At 52.5% G+C, this 18,716-nt stretch carries 12 protein-coding genes and 3 tRNA genes; 7 read left to right on the plus strand and 8 right to left on the minus strand.

Features of this window, described 5'->3' with window-relative positions; translation table 11 throughout:
- Window positions 1–72: 72 nt before the first annotated feature.
- From HOV93_RS00370 to HOV93_RS00390, 5 genes are all read right to left on the minus strand, one after another.
- Window positions 73–147: transfer RNA gene (locus tag HOV93_RS00370), tRNA-Asn, on the minus strand.
- 15 nt (window positions 148–162) lie between these two features.
- Window positions 163–233, minus strand: a tRNA-Gly gene (locus HOV93_RS00375).
- Between the two features lie 52 nt (window positions 234–285).
- Window positions 286–357, minus strand: a tRNA-Thr gene (locus tag HOV93_RS00380).
- Between the two features lie 455 nt (window positions 358–812).
- A complete protein-coding gene (locus tag HOV93_RS00385) occupies window positions 813–1,796 on the minus strand; it encodes a dihydrodipicolinate synthase family protein (RefSeq protein ID WP_235989645.1) in 984 nt (327 codons plus the stop codon).
- A complete protein-coding gene (locus HOV93_RS00390) occupies window positions 1,793–4,345 on the minus strand; it encodes a sialidase family protein (RefSeq protein ID WP_207394466.1) in 2,553 nt (850 codons plus the stop codon). The genes HOV93_RS00385 and HOV93_RS00390 overlap by 4 nt, the downstream gene beginning before the upstream one ends.
- Window positions 4,346–4,706: 361 nt before the next feature.
- Between HOV93_RS00390 and HOV93_RS00395 the strand changes: the two genes are divergently transcribed.
- The 7 genes from HOV93_RS00395 to HOV93_RS00425 all read left to right on the plus strand — a co-directional run bounded on the left by HOV93_RS00395 (window position 4,707) and on the right by HOV93_RS00425 (window position 13,252).
- Window positions 4,707–5,777, plus strand: a complete 1,071-nt coding sequence (locus HOV93_RS00395) for a GntR family transcriptional regulator (protein ID WP_207394467.1) — start codon at window positions 4,707–4,709, stop codon at window positions 5,775–5,777.
- 67 nt (window positions 5,778–5,844) lie between these two features.
- The gene (locus HOV93_RS00400; protein WP_207394468.1) at window positions 5,845–6,732 is read left to right on the plus strand and encodes a DUF1559 domain-containing protein; all 888 of its coding nucleotides are present in this window, start codon (window positions 5,845–5,847) and stop codon (window positions 6,730–6,732) included.
- Between the two features lie 43 nt (window positions 6,733–6,775).
- A complete protein-coding gene (locus HOV93_RS00405) occupies window positions 6,776–7,213 on the plus strand; it encodes a hypothetical protein (protein WP_207394469.1) in 438 nt (145 codons plus the stop codon).
- Between the two features lie 360 nt (window positions 7,214–7,573).
- The gene (locus HOV93_RS00410) at window positions 7,574–10,777 is read left to right on the plus strand and encodes a hybrid sensor histidine kinase/response regulator (RefSeq protein ID WP_207394470.1); all 3,204 of its coding nucleotides are present in this window, start codon (window positions 7,574–7,576) and stop codon (window positions 10,775–10,777) included.
- A gap of 150 nt (window positions 10,778–10,927) precedes the next feature.
- A complete protein-coding gene (locus HOV93_RS00415; protein ID WP_207394471.1) occupies window positions 10,928–12,172 on the plus strand; it encodes a sensor histidine kinase in 1,245 nt (414 codons plus the stop codon).
- The gene (locus tag HOV93_RS00420; protein WP_207394472.1) at window positions 12,162–12,728 is read left to right on the plus strand and encodes a response regulator; all 567 of its coding nucleotides are present in this window, start codon (window positions 12,162–12,164) and stop codon (window positions 12,726–12,728) included. The genes HOV93_RS00415 and HOV93_RS00420 overlap by 11 nt, the downstream gene beginning before the upstream one ends.
- 5 nt (window positions 12,729–12,733) lie before the next feature.
- A complete protein-coding gene (locus HOV93_RS00425) occupies window positions 12,734–13,252 on the plus strand; it encodes a hypothetical protein (protein ID WP_207394473.1) in 519 nt (172 codons plus the stop codon).
- A gap of 6 nt (window positions 13,253–13,258) precedes the next feature.
- On the opposite strand, the gene HOV93_RS00430 is transcribed toward HOV93_RS00425, so the two are convergent.
- The 3 genes from HOV93_RS00430 to HOV93_RS00440 all read right to left on the minus strand — a co-directional run bounded on the left by HOV93_RS00430 (window position 13,259) and on the right by HOV93_RS00440 (window position 18,697).
- Entirely contained in the window at window positions 13,259–14,554 is a 1,296-nt protein-coding gene (locus HOV93_RS00430; RefSeq protein WP_207394474.1) for a DUF1552 domain-containing protein, read from the minus strand.
- 32 nt (window positions 14,555–14,586) lie between these two features.
- Window positions 14,587–17,013, minus strand: a complete 2,427-nt coding sequence (locus HOV93_RS00435) for a DUF1592 domain-containing protein (RefSeq protein ID WP_207394475.1) — start codon at window positions 17,011–17,013, stop codon at window positions 14,587–14,589.
- A gap of 193 nt (window positions 17,014–17,206) precedes the next feature.
- Window positions 17,207–18,697 carry a pilus assembly protein TadG-related protein gene (locus HOV93_RS00440; protein ID WP_207394476.1) on the minus strand — a complete coding sequence of 497 codons (1,491 nt, stop codon included), beginning with the start codon at window positions 18,695–18,697 and terminating at the stop codon, window positions 17,207–17,209.
- Window positions 18,698–18,716: the final 19 nt, after the last annotated feature.

Genomic DNA, 18,716 nt, shown 5'->3' on the forward strand with positions numbered 1-18,716 from the left:
AGTCGAACCCGCCTCGCCAGGCTAGGGCCTAGACTCTTTGCCGATCGGCCAAGAGCATGTTAACAGGAAAAGCTGTGGAGGCAGGAATTGAACCTGCGACAATGCGGTTAACAGCCGCCTTCCCGTACCAACACAGGACCCACCACAAGGTTGAAAAACAAGAGCGCCCAGTGGGAGTCGAACCCACACATCCGCCATGGCAAGGCAGTAGGCTGCCGCTACATCATGGGCGCTGATTATTCCGTTTCGATTACCAATGAACGCCGAGCCTGTTTTGACTCTCAGAGCACCGGGAGGGACTCGAACCCTCGTAGCCGCATTACGAATGCGGTGTCTTTGCCTCTGGACGACCAGTGCTTGTAACGGAAGTGGTAGCCCTGGGAATCGAACTCAGCGCGGCCTGAGTATCAGTCAGGCCTGGACGACCAGTCCTCGACTACCGTGGATCTGTATGGGCACAAAAAAAGCCCGGCGTCGTTTATGACACCGGGCTTGAATTAGCCGCTTCGGGAAAGTTCCCTATGTCATAAGCGCAGACGATGAGCCAGAGAACCGATACCTGTTTGCCCAGGCAATCGCTTACCAGCATCATTTGAATTTCGATCGTTGTGTATCACGATCAACATCGAAGGCTATTGCCTCATGCTCTTAAAACGTTTGAGCTTTTAACGTCTGTGTGTTTGGACCATTCACCCAGCCAATGGTTCGGTGAGAACTTTACATTCTTGAAAAAGAATCGGTGCATACCAGGCAGGGAGTGACTTGGCAGGTCTTTCGAGATTGAGATTTGAAGGCTAGCAAGATCACCAATCCTACTCACGCCACTCGAAGAACCCAAGCTTTTTCAAATCCCCTTCTAACGTTTGCTTCTCCTGCGTCGTTAAATCACGCCAAGGCAGTCGCGGCGGACCGATCGGCATGCCGACCATTTCCATGATGGCCTTCTGGGCAGGCAGCGCCGGGTAACGCACGAAAGCCTGAACCATTTCAACGGACAGCAATTGCAGTTCACGTGCCGCTTCGTTTTCACCCTGTCGGAACGCCTCGATCATGCGGCGGTAGAGTCCAGGTGCGAAGTTATAGGTACTACCCACGGCGCCGTTCGCACCTGCGCCGAGACCGCTAAGTAGCATCTCGTCACAACCGTATAAGAGATCGAACTTGTCAGCGAAATGCGCTCGACAGGCCTGAAATTCGTGGATTGATTGGGCCGTATATTTCACACCATTGAGCTCCGGCAAATCTTTCGCTGCTTGCGAAAGGAGTGCGTGCAGGTCGAAGTCCACACCCGTGATCCGTGGGATGTGATAGTAATAAAACGGCAGTCCCTGTGCCCCCTGCATAATCTCTCGAAGTGAGTCGAGGAGCAGTTCGATACTGGCCGGCTTGAAGTAGGTTGGCGGCGTTGCGCTGATCGCGTTAGCACCGATCTCCTGAGCGTGTTCGGCCAGTTCGCGTGACTCTTGCACACTGTTGTGCCCTACTTGAACAATGACCGGTATCCGTCCGGCAACGGCTTCAACAAATGCTTCAGCCATCTGTCGACGCTCACGGCCAGTAAGCGAAACACCTTCTCCAGTGCTTCCATTGACGTATAAGCCGGCCATGCCGGATGCGATCAACGTGTCGACCATCGTCCCGATAGGCTCTTGGTCAAGTTTTCCCTCAGCGGTAAAAGGAGTGAACGTGGCGGCGACCAGCCCTTCCAATTGCATGCGATCCGGCTCCTGAGATTTCGGCAGCGGCTCTGTCGTTTGGTTGCAGAACATTCCCGCTTTCATTGTGTCCGAGTTCATGGATTCTTCGCTTCCGATTTTGGCATGTTCAAGAGGAAAAGGGAAATTGTCTCATAGGGATTGTTCTCCCCGATTTCTGCCAAGCAGCCCACTTGCCCTTCACCCAGAGGCGCAAGACATGAATAGGCCGTATGGCTCGGGTAAAGGTTCTTCTTCCACGGCCAAGTTTTGTTATCGTCAAAACTGGCAAGCACCGTCAGGTTCCGGCGTTTTGCAGGATCGCGTGGACTAGAGAAAAGTAATATGCCGGAATTGTCAGTTGTCGGCCACTGGCAGCGAATCATACTGGCCTGACATACGGGGGAAATCAATTCGCGGGCATCGGAAATCTCAGACCACGTCTGCCCTCCGTCTGTGCTGACCGCCTGGGCTCGGCAGCCCTGTCCGCGATAAGAACGCATATCGATGACCATGTGCCCCTGATCGCCGATCTCGACTACCTGGCATTCGTTCATATTTGGTTGAATCGTGCCGCCAAGTTGCCATGACTTTCCGTGGTCGTCGCTGTAGATGACATGCGAGCCAAAGCCGTAACCTTTCTTATCCACTGAGGGATCAATCGCATAGCTATGGTCACATGGAATAACCAAGCGTCCCTTGTGCGGACCATGTTTCAGCTGAATGCCGACACCTGGGCCGGTAGCATACCAACCCCAGTCTGGGTTTTTGGTCGATTCGGTAATTTCGACCGGATCAGTCCAGGTTTTGCCATGGTCATCGGAGTGACATACCCAGACGGTCCGCGTTCCCTTCGCCTTCTTCAGCTTGATGGCTGACTCGTGATCTTCTCCTAGGTTGTGGGTCAGCAGCAAATGGATCCGCCCGGTCGTTTCATCCACCACCGGACAAGGGTTTCCGCAGGTATTATCTTTATCTTTCCAAACAACGACCTGATCGCTCCAGGTATTCCCATTGTCGGTCGAGCGTTTCATTACCAGATCGATCGCTCCAGTATCACTTCTCGAAATGCGACGACCTTCACAAAAGGCTAATAGCGTTCCATCTTGAGCTTGGATTAGCGAGGGAATTCGGTAGGTATCGTATCCATCTTTACCGCTTTTCCAAACGGTAATAGGCTGCCGTTCTTTCGCGAGACGATCAAGCTCATCGACAGTGAAACGTACCGAGACGACGGAGTTCTTTTCATCAGGCCGATATCCGACATAGGTCGTCGCAACGAAGGTTCCACCCGGTAGGCGTTCGAGACCGGGGTAGCCTGTATCGAGTGATCGACCGTGGTGCTCCAGCAAGCGAACCCTATACTGACCGGGCTTGCCAGCCAGGATATCGGTATACGTTCCAACCCAGATAACAAAGTGCCCGTAAGTTGGGCTCTTTTTGACGACATCTCGAAATGCAATGACTAGACGGCCCTCTTCGGTGTACCTGGCGCAGTGACGATCGCCGGTCAGGGCCGCATTCACTTCTTGCGGATCCGACCACGTTTCTCCTTCATCATCAGAGACCATCACTAGCGAGTTCAGTCGTCGAGCATTCTCCCGCATTAGGCACATAATCTGCTTCCCGTCAGGGGATCGCAGCAAAAATGGCTCGCACGGATTGGCTCCTTCAACAGCGGCCACCATTTGTTGGTTCTTCCAAGTTAGTCCGCCATCGGAAGAGATCGCTTGCCAGATCTGCAGCGGTGGGCGATCCAAGTCCCCTGCCCCGCGATGATAAATAGCCAAGTGCTCTGTGCCATTGTTTATTGGCAAGATCGTAATGGGCGCGACAATGCACTTCAGCCCGTTCTTCTGCATCGGCGACCACGTCTTGCCTTGATCGAGAGAAACCGACTGCGTCATGTCTCCACGACCGGCGAAGACGAACAGCCGTGCCGTGCCGTCGGAATCTACCAAGCGATGGAGACAGGGGCAGTTCTCGATATCACTCCAATTGCCGGGAACGTCAATCAGATCGCTCCAAGTTAATCCGCCGTCGTCGCTGCGTTTTAAAGGCCCACATCGCCCTCCATGGTTATAGGTCCATGCAGCGAAGATTGTTTTGCCATCCGGCATCAACAGTGTTGTGGGATGTCCCTGATAAACGTCCTTCGTTCCCCGAGCGACAACGATTTGGCGTGAGTCGTCATGGGCCAGATCGATCGTTGGAATCGTGATCTCATCGCTGAGCTTCTTAGGTAGCCAAGCTCCACTGCTGAGATCTCCTTCGATCGTAAACTCCTGGACGGTCATCGTCGAACGCCAAGGCCGCAAGCCAACCAAGCCGAGTGGTCCCTTCAGTGAGCCCTCGTAGACTTGCTTGCCATCTATTGAAATGTCTAATCGACCTCCGGCGGTCGTCAGTTCGACTAGAAACTTCTTCCCTGGCTGAAGGCTGGACTTCGCTGGAGCCAGAAATTTGGTTCCTCCGCCAAAGACAGGCCCCTGGACAAACAACTGATTGCCCGCCCCGTCAAACCCAAATTGGCTGCCGGGCCCTAGGGAAATCGATGCGGCTGTGTGGTTTAATTCATCGAGTGAAAGTTGAATCCGCACTTTGGCGTTAGGGCCTGTGATACCCCGCAACGCCCAGGCGACATTTCCCATTCCATTTCCCTGAAGGCCCTCCTTCTCGGTATTCCATGCCGGCCCGTCGTATCGCACTTGCTGTGCGACACCACCCTCGACGGCATGAAGTACCTCTGCAGATAGTGGCACGGAACAAAAAACGACGCTGAAAAGCACCGCACAACAGCTCGAGATTAAGTGGTATGGACGCATAGTCGGCAAGGATCTCTGAAAGAGTAAAGATAGGCAGAACTGAAGGAGCAACCCCCGGTCGGTGGTGTTCTGCCACCTTAGGCAAGTCTAATGTCTCGAATATTTATTTTCAACTCAAATAGAAATATTCCGTCGTTTTCAGGAAATAAATATTGCAATCTTTGAACCTCTCGATAATCTTAGAAGCATGGATAGTTCAACCACACCTCGCGTAATTCAGTTGGCCGATCAAATCATGGCCGACATTGCCGGCCGCGGCCTTCAATCGGGCGACCCCTATTTAGGTACAGCCGAGGCCGCGCGCATGCTGGGCGTTAGCACGACATCCGCCAATCGAGCGATGCAACTGCTAGTCCAAAGGAACATCCTCAGTCGACGACAAAAAAGGGGAACGTTTGTCGCTGATGGCATTCACGGTGAAACACAGCGGACCATCGACCGAGTGCATCTCGTTGTAAACAACACGTATCTCGCCACCGAAGGCATGATGGCCGATGGCGTGATCGTAGGAATTCAAAGCGTGCTTCCCCACGCCGAGATTGAATTCAATCACCTTCCCGGTAGCGATGATACCGCTTGGGTTTCAGAACTAATCGCGAAAACGGCCCGCTCGCGACAAGCCGAAGGCTTCGTTCTGGCCCGCTCGTCGCTTACCTCGCAGCGACTATTTCAAGCCAGTGGCCTACCGACAGTAATCTTTGGTTCACGCTTTCCATCGATTCAAGCACTGCCATCGATTGATCGTGATCATGTTGCATCCGGTCGGCTGCTTACCAAGTCTCTGGTCGAACAAGGCGTGAATAAATTAGGCGTACTTATGCGTAGCCAGGTCCTGCCAGGCGACCACTCGTTCATGGACTCGATCTGGCGCACGTCCGCCGAACTTGGGCTGTCACCGAATGACCTGACAATGCGGTTTTTGCCCACCGATGATCAAGCCATCCAGCATGCCACCCGTGATCTCGTTCACCAGCACGGCGCCAATGGGCTCATTTGTCGATCGCAACCTCTGGCCGAATCTGCTTCAAAGACAATCAAGGCCTCCAAGCAAATAAAGATCCAAGCGACGCCAATCGCTGTTTCTGACGTTTATAGCCGAAATCAGGCCAAGCTACCCTGGCTAACCATACGCACGGTTGATACTTCGGAATCAATCGGGGCAAAACTGGCCGAGATCCTGGTCGAGCAAGCTCACGGGAATGCCCCCGAGATTGCCATACGGCGTCTAGAAGTTCAGCTAAGCAATCCGTCAGCGTAACCACGCGATCGGAACGCTAGTCCTTTTCCATCATCCTTTCTATCTTCAGCCCCGAAGAGGTTACGTTATGCAAAAGCGAACCGGATTTACGCTCGTCGAACTCCTTGTGGTGATCGCGATCATTGGTGTTTTGATTGCACTTTTATTGCCGGCAGTTCAGCAGGCACGCGAAGCGGCTCGTCGGATGCAATGCTCTAACAACATGAAGCAACTCGCCCTGGGGCTGCACAACTATCACGATACCTTCGGAACGCTTCCGCCCGGGGCAATCAATGACAACAACCTCGGCTGGCATTCGTTCATTCTTTCATTCATCGAACAGAGTGCACTACACGATCAGTTCAATTTCAACGCAGGTGCCTGGAATGCTAGTACCAATAAAGAAGGTCCCAATAAGAACATCCATGGTTTGATCCAAATCGATATGTTCATGTGTCCCAGTTCGCCGCGTCTGCTTACCACCCATGGAAGCAGTACTTTAGGCGACGGACAAAAGACTTACACAACTCACTATTACGGTGTCATGGGCCCCTACGGAACCAATCCCGCTTCAGGTTCCACTTATCCGCATGAACCGAATCCCTCGGGACATGGGGGCTTCTGCGAAGGGGGAATGATGCTCTTGGACACTGGCGTCAAGTTCAGGGATGCAACCGATGGCTTGTCCAACACCTATGCACTCAGTGAAATCGGGGGTGACAACGGAAGCTATGCAAGTTGGGTTCGCGGTGTTCATGGCAATGGGATGGCTGCCGCCAAGAACGTTCGCTATGGCATCGGCCTACAGAACGAGTCAGGCGGGAACTTCAATAACATCAGCTTCAGCAGCGAACATCCAGGCGGCGCTATGTTCACCATGTCAGATGCCTCGGTCCGCTTTGTCTCTGAAACGATCGACTTCGAGGTTTATCAATCTGCGGCGAGCAAATCCGGGGGCGAGACCAATGGCCAGTAACTCTAAGCCTCAAAGTGATAATCGAATTCTAAAAGTGATGATCATGCCTCAAATCAGCTATTCCCTTGGCTTCCTAATATTTACGATTACCTTGCTGGCCAGTCTAACCGGATGCAATGGGAGCAATGAAAGCGCGACGGCCTTTCATGTTCGTGGGCAGGTCCAATTTGAGGGCAATCCGTTGCCTGCGGGAAGAATCTACTTCACCCCGGACGCTTCTCTAGGGAATCAAGGCCCCCAGGGAACTGCGACGATTGAAGATGGCATGTACGATACGGAGGACTCTCGTTTCGGTATCGTCGGTGGCCCTTATATTGTGAGGATCGACGGATACGACGGAGTTCAACCGTCCGATGATGAAGATGGCTTGTTTCCAGACGGACAAGTGATCTTTCGCGACTATGAAGTTAAGCTCGAGTTTCCGCAAGCCGATCACGTGGCCGATCTGGATGTCCCGGCATCGGCTTCCAAGCGAAAATAGCCATCTTTCTATTTCTTATTGCGCTGGTTTACTCGGCGACCTTTCTATTGCGGCCATTTAGTCCCATCCCTCTATTCCCGAACTTACGGGCGACTTCGACGATTAGAGGAAGCCCGAGGGCTTAATTGACTTCACCCTTATATTGTTGCTAATTGGCATATCCCCCGACAAGGCAATGTCAACTGACAATCGCTGAAGTTTCGAATGACTTGGGAATATCTTCTGTCTTAGGCGCCTCGGTCGTTGCCAGCTTCATCTCTTCTGCCTTAAATTAATAAAGGCTCTTGGATGTAGCGTATCACGATTCTGCATTGCGGAATCGTGTGACTATTCTCACTCAACGACTTTTCTGACAACTGCATGCGTATCGTCCATAAGTTGCTGTTAGCGACGGTTCTGCCTGCCCTGTTAATTTGGGTTGTTGGTTATTATGCGGTTGCGGTAAGCGAACGCAGCCTTAAGCAAGTGATCGAGGACCGATCGGCAGCCCGAGCGGCGGCCGTGATGGACGAAACCGATCGCGCCCTGCGATCCCATATCGCAAACCTTGAAGCGCTGGCACGCAGCAAACAGGTTCGTGAAACGTTGGCTGAGTCCAACGCAACGTTCGCCGAGTTGGCCGATCCCGCAGCGGAAGTCGAAAGCTTGGATCAGATTTGGCAAACCGGTGACATAGCCCAGCAGCAAGAACTACTTGCCGGAGTCATTGATAACGACCTGTCGCAAGAACTTCGCCTACGAAGCGAAAAGCTACAAGAAGCAACTGGATACGCTGTTTTCGGCGAAATTTTCGTTACGAACCGCTACGGTGCAATTGCGGCATTAACAAGTCGTACATCTGATTTCCGCCAGGATGACGAATCATGGTGGCAGGAAGCCGTTCAAAATCATATTTATGTGGGCGATGTCGCTTTCGACGATAGTGCTCATGTCTACTCGGTAGACATCTGTATTGAGGTTGAATCTCCTGATGGCAAATTGGCCGGAGTGATGAAGGCCGTCCTCAACATTCAAGAGGTCTTCAGTATCATTGATGGCCAGTCGCGAGCGGACACCAACGCCTACACTGAATTCTATTTGTTTACTCAGGACTATCGCATCGTCCGGGGACCAGCTGGACAGTCGGAACCTCTTTCAGATGGAAGCAAGTATTTTGAAGACCTTGAACAAGACTTCAAACAAAAGGGAATCATCGCGACAAGACATCGCCCTAATGGAAACGGCGAAGTCCTAGCCGCTTACGCTACTTCAGCAAGCGAAGGAGATCCGCGGCAAAACCTTCATTGGATCGTAATGGTTCAACAAGAAGCAGCACTCGTTTTCGCCCCCATTCATGCAATGCGGCAAAACATCTGGTCGCTGGCCTTATTTGCAACATTGCTCACATTGGCCGTGGCAGGGGGTTTCTCTTGGTCCTTATCACGGAGAATTCGCGAAATCACCGATGCATCTGTCGCCATCGGCGAAGGCGACTGGGAGGCTAAAGTTCCGGTACGTGGCAGCGACGAAGCGACTCAGCTTGCTCGGCAATTCAATTTAATGACCGATCAATTGACCGAAATGAATCGGCAACTTGTTTCCGCCAAGGAACAAGCCGAGTCGGCTAATCGCTCTAAGAGCGACTTCCTCGCCAATATGAGTCATGAAATTCGTACGCCCATGAATGGCATCATCGGCATGACGGAACTCCTGCTCAATACGGATCTAACGAGCGAACAGCGGGAATATCAAAAGCTTGTCCAGAGTTCGGCCGATGCCCTACTGGTCTTGCTAAACGACATTCTCGATTTCTCGAAGATCGAAGCCGGCAAGATGGAGCTTGAGGGCTTACCCCTCCGCCTGCGTGACACACTGGGCTCGACGTTGCATACGCTGGCCGGTAGGGCCTCGAAAAAAGGGGTGGAGTTGGCCGTTCGCATCTTGCCTGAAGTGCCGGACGAGTTGGCAGGCGATGCAGGTCGCTTACGACAGATTGTTGTCAACCTGGTTGGCAATGCCATCAAGTTTACCGAGCATGGCGAAGTCGTCATGAAAGTTGAGAATGAATCGTTCTCTGGCGACTCGATCACGCTCCATTTCTCGGTTCGTGACACGGGCATTGGAATCTCGAAGGAAAAACAAGCTCAAATATTCGATGCGTTCACCCAAGCCGACGCGTCAACAACACGGCAATACGGAGGCACCGGACTCGGACTGGCCATTTGCTCTCAGCTAACAAGAATGATGGGAGGTAAAATCTGGGTCGAGAGTGAACCAGGTACTGGAAGTATCTTCCACTTCACCGCAAAGTTTAAACGATCTGAAAAGCAACCTGATTCGAAACCCGCAGCGTTCGAAACACTGTTTGACCTGCGTGTGCTCGTCGTTGATGACAATTCCACTAATCGCATCATTTGCGAAGAGATGCTCCACAATTGGGGAATGAAACCAACCGTGGTGCCCAATGGGTTAGAGGCCCTTAAGGAATTGCAGCGAACATTCCAATCGGATGCCCCATATCAATTGGCTCTGGTCGATGTGATGATGCCAGAGATGGATGGTATCGAATTGGTACGACATATTCGGCAATTCTCCGATACCTCCTCTTTGACGATCGTGATGCTTTCGTCGGCCGATCGTCCCACCGACCCTGATTTTGCGCGAACACTCGGCGTGGCCGAATGCATCACCAAGCCGATTACCCAGTCGATGTTGCTCAATGGTATTGCATCGGCTATGGGCACGTCTCAATCCGATTCAGTGCACGGCAGGAAATTTGCGCCGGAACATTCTCAACGCTTTATTCCCCGCAATATTTTGCTTGCCGAAGACGGCGTGGTGAACCGTAAGGTCGCCCAAAGCCTTTTAGAAAATCGCGGTCATCATGTCACCTCCGTTGAAAATGGTCAATTAGCGGTCGACGCATTTCGAAGTGGCAGCTTCGATCTAATTCTCATGGATGTCCAAATGCCAGTGCTGGACGGGTTTGCCGCCACAGAAGAGATTCGCCGACTGGAAAAGGAAACTTCTCGCAAGATTCCAATCATCGCTCTCACTGCCCACGCCATGAAGGGGGATCGTGAACGGTGTCTTGAGGGAGGCATGAACGACTACGTCTCCAAGCCATTTCGTCCCGAAGAACTGTTCGCCGCAGTTGAGCGAGTTCGACCGGTCGTCATTCGTTCCCCGGACGTAAATCCAGAGACGGATCACCTCTCTGAAGACAATTACCTCCCATTTCATCCTGGAAGAGCACTCGAGAACGTAGGAGGCAGCGAAGAGATCCTTAATGAAATGATCGACCTTTTCACGACCGAGTGCCCCAAGCAACTGCACGAGATCCAAGCTGCGTTTGCATCCGGTGACAACGAGAAGTTCATCCGTTCCGCACATACGTTAAAGGGATCGGTCGCGTTATTTGCTGCTGACGAGGCCACCGCCTCCGCTCGACGTATCGAATTTATGGGGCGGGACAACGAACTGAGCGACTTTCAGGATGCGTGGAATGACTTAACTCAAAACGTCAATGAGTTGATCTCCGCGTTGAACAATGCGAAATCACATCGAGACAATCACTCCTCATGAGGCCTATTGCGCAGAGCATCTCAGACAACCATCGCATAGGATTTTTTGGGCCTCTGGGAATAGTCGCCACTTATTTCGCCAAATAGAAAACAACAACCTGTTATTTTGAGCCAAGCAAGACGGCCCTTGTCCCATTGAGACGAGAATAGCATGAGAGTACTTGTTGCCGAAGATGGAATGATGATGCGACGGATTCTCGTCCGGGCGCTCGAAGGGTGGAAGTACGAAGTTACTGAAGTCGAAAACGGCGCCCAGGCTTGGGAAGCATTCGAGGCCGAGCCCTTTCGCATGGTGCTGACCGATTGGGTCATGCCGGAAGTGGACGGTCTGGATCTGATTCGGCGGATTCGTTCTGCCAATTTGCCATTTTACGTCTATATCATCCTGCTGACCGCCAAGAGCGAGAAGGAAGATCTTGTGGTAGGAATGGAAGCCGGAGCCGACGACTTCCTGGTCAAACCGGTCGATCACAACGAACTACGCGTTCGACTTCGCGAGGGGGAACGCATCGTTCGACTGGAACAAGAGCTGGCCGAACAAAATCGCCAGCTGCGTGAAACACAGGCTGCTCTGGTACAGAGTGAAAAGCTGGCCAGCCTCGGCCAGATGGCCGCAGGAATGGCCCACGAGATCAATAATCCGATCGCACTGGTGGCCAATAATCTGGCGGTGCTCAAGCGGGATGTATCTTCTTCTCTGGAACTCTTGGACATGTACCGTTCAATCCATGACGAGATCGCCAAGATAAAGCCGGAACTTGCCAAGAGGGCGGCAGATCTGGAGGAAGAGTGCGATTACCAATGGATACGGAATGAGTCGCCTGAGTTGTTCGATCGATCTCTTTCCGGCCTACAGAGAGTCCGTGACATCGTCCAAAACCTGCGTTCCTTTGCACGTCTGGACGAGGCAGAACTCGACCACATGGATGTCAACGCAGCCTTGTTTGCCGTATCGCAAGTTCTGCATCACGAGATCGAGTCCCGACAAATTGAACTAATTGTCGACCCTGGAGACGTTCCTTCGATTCTTTGTGAACCGGTCAAGATTCAACAAGTACTCCATCACTTGCTATTAAACGCGATCCAAGCCAGCAATATTAGCGGGGCAATTACCCTCCGCTCCTCGCGATGTGACGAAGGCGTCCAAATTGACATCCAAGACCATGGAAGTGGTATGTCCGGAAGTGATTTAGCCCATATTTTTGAGCCCTTTTTCACGACCCGGGCCGTCGGTAGCGGCCAAGGATTAGGGCTCGCGGTTAGCTATGGAATCGTTCGGGACCACGGCGGATCGATCCAAGTCCGAAGCCAATTAGGCCGCGGCAGTACTTTTAGTGTACAATTGCCCATACGACCGCTCGATAATCAATCGCCGGGAGGTAGTCATGAAAGCTAAACCAGCAATTCTGTTGGTAGACGACGAGCCAGATATTTTGCACTCTTTGATCGGCTTACTGCGGCGTCAATTTACGGTGCACACGGCCCAGTCTGGAGAGGAAGCCCTGCAAGTCATGGCGGAACACTCTATTGCCGTTATTATGACCGATCAACGCATGCCAGAAATGACTGGCGCCGAGCTGGCACGTCACTGCTGCCGTCGCTTCCCCAACACCACGCGTATCTTGTTTACCGGGTATGCCGACATTAAGTCCGTCATCGAAGCCATCAATTCCGGTGGCCTCTATCGCTACGTCACCAAGCCCTGGGACCCTGACGATCTGATTGACTTGCTGACGGAGGCCGCAGAAGTTTACGAGAAAGAAGCAGCCCACCAAAATCTCATGGACGAGATACAGCGATACGTTGCGATGGGTCAACAGATCTCACAGCAGCTACGATTGGGCAATGAGGGGCAACAGGTTGATCGCGACTTACTGCAATCGTTCCACCAAACAGGAAATTTACTGGAAGATTTGACCAACGAAACATGTAAGCCGGCCGCAGGAGAATAGCCCCCTTGTCGACGAAACAACCCGTGCTGTTGACCGTGTTCATCGAATCGGCCACATTCCGTTGGTACGTCGCGGGCATTGACCAGCAAGGCATCACGACCCCACTGCTCTGCTCCCAGGAAGGGGACCTCTCTTCGTACGTTGGAGAGGCCTTAGACCAACAAGTCAGCTTTCTTCGCCACCGGCTTTCCGGGGTCCTTCAACGCGGCTGCGATCGATTGTGGGGCAAAATGATGAAACCGTGCGAGATTGTCTTCGTCACTGACAGTCCTTTTCACGAAGCAGATGAAGAACTAACTCAGCGAGTCGCTGATCATTTCGACCAATGGATGACTAGCCCACCAGTCGTTTTCTTTTTGATCGAAGCAGGCTCAAAACCGTGTAGCCCTAAGCTCACGACAATTGCAGGACAGATTCCTGCTGAATGGCGTGATGCACTCGACAAAGGCTTTCCGTCGATGATCACCAAGTGCGGCGAGAAAGATCCTTGGGAATTGGTTATCTCAAAACCGCACGCCACCTGATTTGCGTTAAGCCACCTCTAGGCCGCGCATCGTTCCCGTGCTCGTGGCAAACTGATCGACATGCAGGCCCGATTGCTGTAGCACCGACAGATAAAGGTTCGGCAGCGGATAATTGTTCTTCTGATCGAACGCCAAGTGCTGACCATGCTTGAAGCCACCACCAGCAAACAGAACGGGCATGTTGCGGTTGTCGTGGCTGGATGCATTGCCCAGATTACTTGTCAACAATACAGACGTGTTCTCAAGCAAACTACCTTCATCTTCCTGAATGCCATCGAGGCCTCGCAGGAAGTCTGCCCAGGCATGGATGATGCCCGTCTCGACACGCGCTAGTTGCTCAAGCTTCTCTTCGTCGCGACCGTGATGACTCAGCGAGTGGTATCCTTCGTCGACCCCTTCAAGGGGCACTACGCCGCCACTACCACCCAGGTGATATGAAACAAAACGCGTCGAATCCGTCGACAAAGCCAAGCGAATCATGTCGTTCATCAGACGCTGACGGCCGATGAAGTCATTGGGATTGCTAATATCAATCGGCTTCTTCGCATCGACCTTGGGCTTGGGTAGGTGTGCCCACTGCTCGGCTTCAGTCATTCGCTTTTCCAGTTCACGAACGCTGTTGAAGTAGGCAGCCAGACGATCTCGGTCGCCTGCCCCAAGTTCACGCGATAGGGACTTTGCGTCTTCCGCGACTAGGTCCATGATGCTCTTGCCTTGCCGAGCTCGGTGCAATTGCTTGGCCTGTTCTTCCGCCGAATCGCTTACGAACAATTGCATGAACAAGCGCGCGGGCGAGCTTTCAGCCGGAATCATCGAACCGTTCTCAGTGTAAGAAGGGCTATTATTTCCCGACGAACTGAGTACTAACGAAGGAAACCGAGTGTGGTGCCCCATGTGCTTAGCCAAAAGCTGATCGATCGAAATCGTCGTACGGGCCTGGGCTCCTTTTCCCATCGGAGTTGCCGAAAGTAGACTTGCTTCCGCTCTGTGACCTCCGGAAACCTCAGGATGTGATGTCCCTGATACAACGGTGTATTTATCGCGAATGTCTTGCAACTTCTCCAAGTATCGCGATGGCTTGTAGTCGCTACCCGTTTTTTCCGGGTTGAGATTCTCGGCGTGCAAACCTAGCCCCAACGTCATCGCGACGAAGCGTTTTGGGGTTTTCTGCTCTTCATTCCCGGCAAATGCTTTTTGCATTGCAGTTAGCCACGGAATAGACATCCCTACACCTGCGGTGCTTCGCAAAACGGTTCGTCGGTTCAGCTTCTTACCGAAGTTAAAATGAACTTGGCGCGACATAACTTGTCTCTTTCCGTTTCAGGCAAGGATGGCTATTTGCTTAGAAATAGATCGCTTGTAACAACATGCTCGATAATTGAGTGCAGTCCGTAGTTGTCGGCAGCAGCTTTATTGGCGATTGTTTCGACTTGTGGACGATCAGCGAACTCAATCGTTGCCCCGGTCCCATACACCAATAGGTGCTCTGCTACGTTCTCGGCAAGGCGATGAGGATGGCTGGTAACGATCTTCTGAAAGCCTTCGATGTTCTTAAATTCCTGTCCACTTGGCAATTCGTAACTTGCGTCAATCTCAGGACCTTTCTTCACACTTCGGCCCTGAATCTTCGGATAGTGGTCTCGCCATTTACCAGTTGGATCGTAGTTCTCCAACGCAAACCCGGCTGGATCAACTTTTGTATGGCAACTGGCACACTGCCCTTGGCTACGATGCTTGGCCAACTGCTCGCGAATCGTCTTGGCACCACGGATATCTGGTTCGACAGCCGGAACATTGCTCGGCGGCGGAGGTACTTCCACACCTAACAATCGCTCGGATATCCAGACACCACGAATCACCGGTGAGGTATTCGAACCATTGGCGGTCACTTTCATGATCGCTCCCTGGGTGATCAGCCCACCACGTCGGCTTTGAGGCTTTAACTTTACGCGTTGCAGTTCGTCTCCAGTGACCCCTTCAATATCGTAATAACGGGCCAACCGACTATTGAGGTACGTAAAGTTGGAATCGATTAAATGAGATACGCTGAGGTTCTCTTTGAGCATTTCACCAAGATAGGCCTCTGTTTCAGTGAGCATGGCATTTTCGACAATTGGATCGAAGTCACGGTACAGCTTTGAATCAGGCTGGGTGAAATCAATCTGATCCAAGTCGAGCCATTCGGCCGCCAAATCGTGCATGAACTGCTCTCCTTTGCTACCAGATAACAGTCGTCGAGTTTGCTTCTTGAGCGTTTCCGTATCGCGCATCTTACCAGCTGATGCTAACTCCATAAGTTCATCATCGGGTGTGCTGCCGGTCAGAAAATAGCTCAAGCGGGTCGCGACCTCATAGTCATCTAGTGAACCGGGCTCTTCAGCGAAATAGATAAATCGGGGCGAACACAATAGAGCACGGTAACCTAAGCGAATGGCGTCGACGAATTCGGCCTCGCCATCGATGGCGGCGTATACCTCTTCCAGATAGGGTTGCATCTCGTCGGAGGCGACCGGGCCCCGGAAGGCACGACTGGCAAACCGCGTCAACAGACGCTCTGCGTCCGCTTTGGGATTCTTGCTAACCACTTTCCACGGCTTACGCTTATCTTTCTGAGGGACAACCTTCAAGTCACCTAGCAGGAAATCGCGGACTTGGTCGTCTGCACCTTTGAGATGAACCTGTTTCATCGTCACTCGGTCGAACGCGATGCCGGGGATTTCTTGCGGCTCTCCTTCGCCAACACCAACTTGACCGCCGGCGAAACGTCCCTTCTTCAAGGTCGTGTCGCCGGGTCGAATCTCAAGCATATGTCCCTTAGGAAGCCATGTGGTGAACTTAATCACTTTCGGCTTCTCCATTGCCTCAAACGTTGTAATGTTGGTAAGCAGCGGAGCACTCGAAACGCAAGGACCACTACGAACAGTCGACCAAACGCCACCCGACTTCGGTAACTTGATCCCGGAAACGGTAACTTCAAACTGAAACCATCCGTCCGTTTTCGCCACAGTGGCCGGCAAGCGGCCATAATAGATCATGCCTGAGTTCCAGATGACAGCCTGATTTTTTCGCATCTCAGGCTCACGGCAGCGACGCTTGGGGTTCGTTCGAGCAACCCCCTTAGCATCGAAGTCGCGCTGGTATTCGTCTTCAGGACTCAGCGCACGACGAAAAGCCTCATCGAGCGCGACATCGACCGTCTCGAGATGGGCAGCCAACTGAAAGTGGGACATCCCCTGCCCCGAAGCAACCGTGGTGAATCCTTCCGTCTTCTGCTCTTCCGGCAGGTAGTCTCGCAGTGGAATATCGATGGCGAGCAAATCTTGAATCGATCGTTCGATCTGTTTTCTGGTCAGTCGCCGTCCGCGGACACGCCCATACTTTGTATGGATGTTCTTTTGATAGTTCGTAAGTCCTTGATGGGTCGTTGCGAGAAACGCCTGACGCTCTTTCGGGTCCGCTTCGCCGTAATCGGAAGGAGGCATCTCTCCTTCATGAACTCGATCGTAGACGCGCACCCAACTTTGCCGAATGCTGCTATCACCCAGATCGAATGAAAGCTTCTCAAGGTCAAGTGCAGCCTCTGCCGAATCGCCTTGGTGGCAATCGTAGCAGTTATTTTCGAGGAAGCTGCGCACCGTGTTGGGGGATGTCGACTCTGCTGCTTGCAGTGCAATGGTCCATAGCAGCGAAAGAATCAGACCCGCCACACTTACAATCAATGTGTGGTGCGCGCACGTCAAAGCACGTAGGGTTAGTTTCATGGCATTCGCTATGCAGGTAGGAAGGAACCGTTATGCAGGCAACGGCAAGTTGCGGGAGGGTGTCGATGCCAGGGTAGGCCTCTCTTTTCCTTCGGCATCTCCCTGCAATTCTAGCCAACATGCTCAAGAAAAGCGAGAAGCTTTGCTGAGCCTAGCGGGCGATTTCAGCCCACATTCAGCCCATTCGGGTGGCCTATTCAGCCAGATAGACATCATACGCCGGTGGCAGGTCAACCGAAGGACGTATGTCCATATTAAGCAAGGCTATAATTCGCAATGTCCCGACAACGAATCGGGCATCAAATGTCCCTTTTCCTGCCAATATGACATGCCCCCATTTGGAATAGATATTCCCCTCCAGGCTACCATTGCCGAGTAAATTCTCCTGAACGAATACCATCGGACGACGATCCATACGACGCTGGTAGAACGAGAAGCCATCAAAAGGACTACCCGAGTCGCTGATCGGCCTGATATCGCTTCCTAGCAAGCCAACATTAACCACTGCAGAAGGCAAGAGTCCGAGCACATCCGCAAGCAGACCACCATCATCCGGTCGTGTTTCACCATCGAAAGCGTCCGGCGAGCCCGAGTTAGGAGAGTATCCCGCATTATCAGTGATGTAAAACATGACGCCATCTGCCTGGACCTGCCCCGCTAAGATCGTCAGCGAAATCTGCGTGAGGGGATCTGAGTTTCGAATAATGTAGACACCTGGTTCAAATTCGACGCGGCCCGTTAAGACGGTAATCCATTCATACACGCCGGGCCTTAGCTTGATGGGCGGCCCAATTAAAGGAAGGCCCACAATTGTTCGGCCGCCATGAAAGTCTGCTTTCACATTCGAAGGATCGGAAGAAACGGTTGGCACTGGAATTCCTCGAAACGGATCAGGCACCGGGCGCCGCTTTGCCTGAAGAACTGAATCGGCCCCAGAGCCTCCGTATTTAGAATAGTTCTGCAGTCGATCGACTCCTCCTGTGGTGCGGATATCGGTGGCGGCAAGTTTTGCCAAAGGAAGGATCGGCAAACAAGAAATACCGTAGGGCGGAAGACCATTTTCTCCCACGTTATCGCCATGCTCATCGACACCACCCCAGTCAGTGTTCACGATCACCGCGCCATCGACGGTGACTCGCCCAATGCCTAAGACTTCCATCCCGCCGAGAATCGCCGGCAAGGAAGGCACAATAGGCAGCACCGGCGACAAGGCGAACGGTGGTGGATCGTCATCCAACACGATGATCGCCGAGTCGTCGGTAACTGCCTTCAGGCCTGCCACCGATCGGGCACTGATGGTGGTCTCTTCATTCCCGAGGCTACTCGAGCCAAAGGAATTGCGTACCGCGTCACGCAAGATCACTTCCACATGATTGGAAGAGCCTGCGAAATTTCCAGATAAAGGAGGACAGTTGACTTCAATCGTAGCACTGGTGGTCGAGACGTTTGCCTCGGCAAACTCTCGAGCGACCTGCTCTACTTCGCTCGCCGTCGAACCGAAGAAAAGTTCGTCTGCCCCAGATAAAGCTGCCGTATCGGCCACTTGCTGGACGTCGCGAAAACTGGCCGTCAAGTTACTTCCATCGAGAACTAACAGCAAAAGGGTAAAGAGCGTTGGCAGTAGAACGGCCAGAAAGACCAGAACCTTGCCACAGCGTGCCTTTTTACCTGTGTTACGTCTCATTGGTTTGCCCCTTACTTTT

Origin of the sequence: Bremerella alba (assembly GCF_013618625.1) — a bacterium.
GTDB lineage: Bacteria > Planctomycetota > Planctomycetia > Pirellulales > Pirellulaceae > Bremerella > Bremerella alba.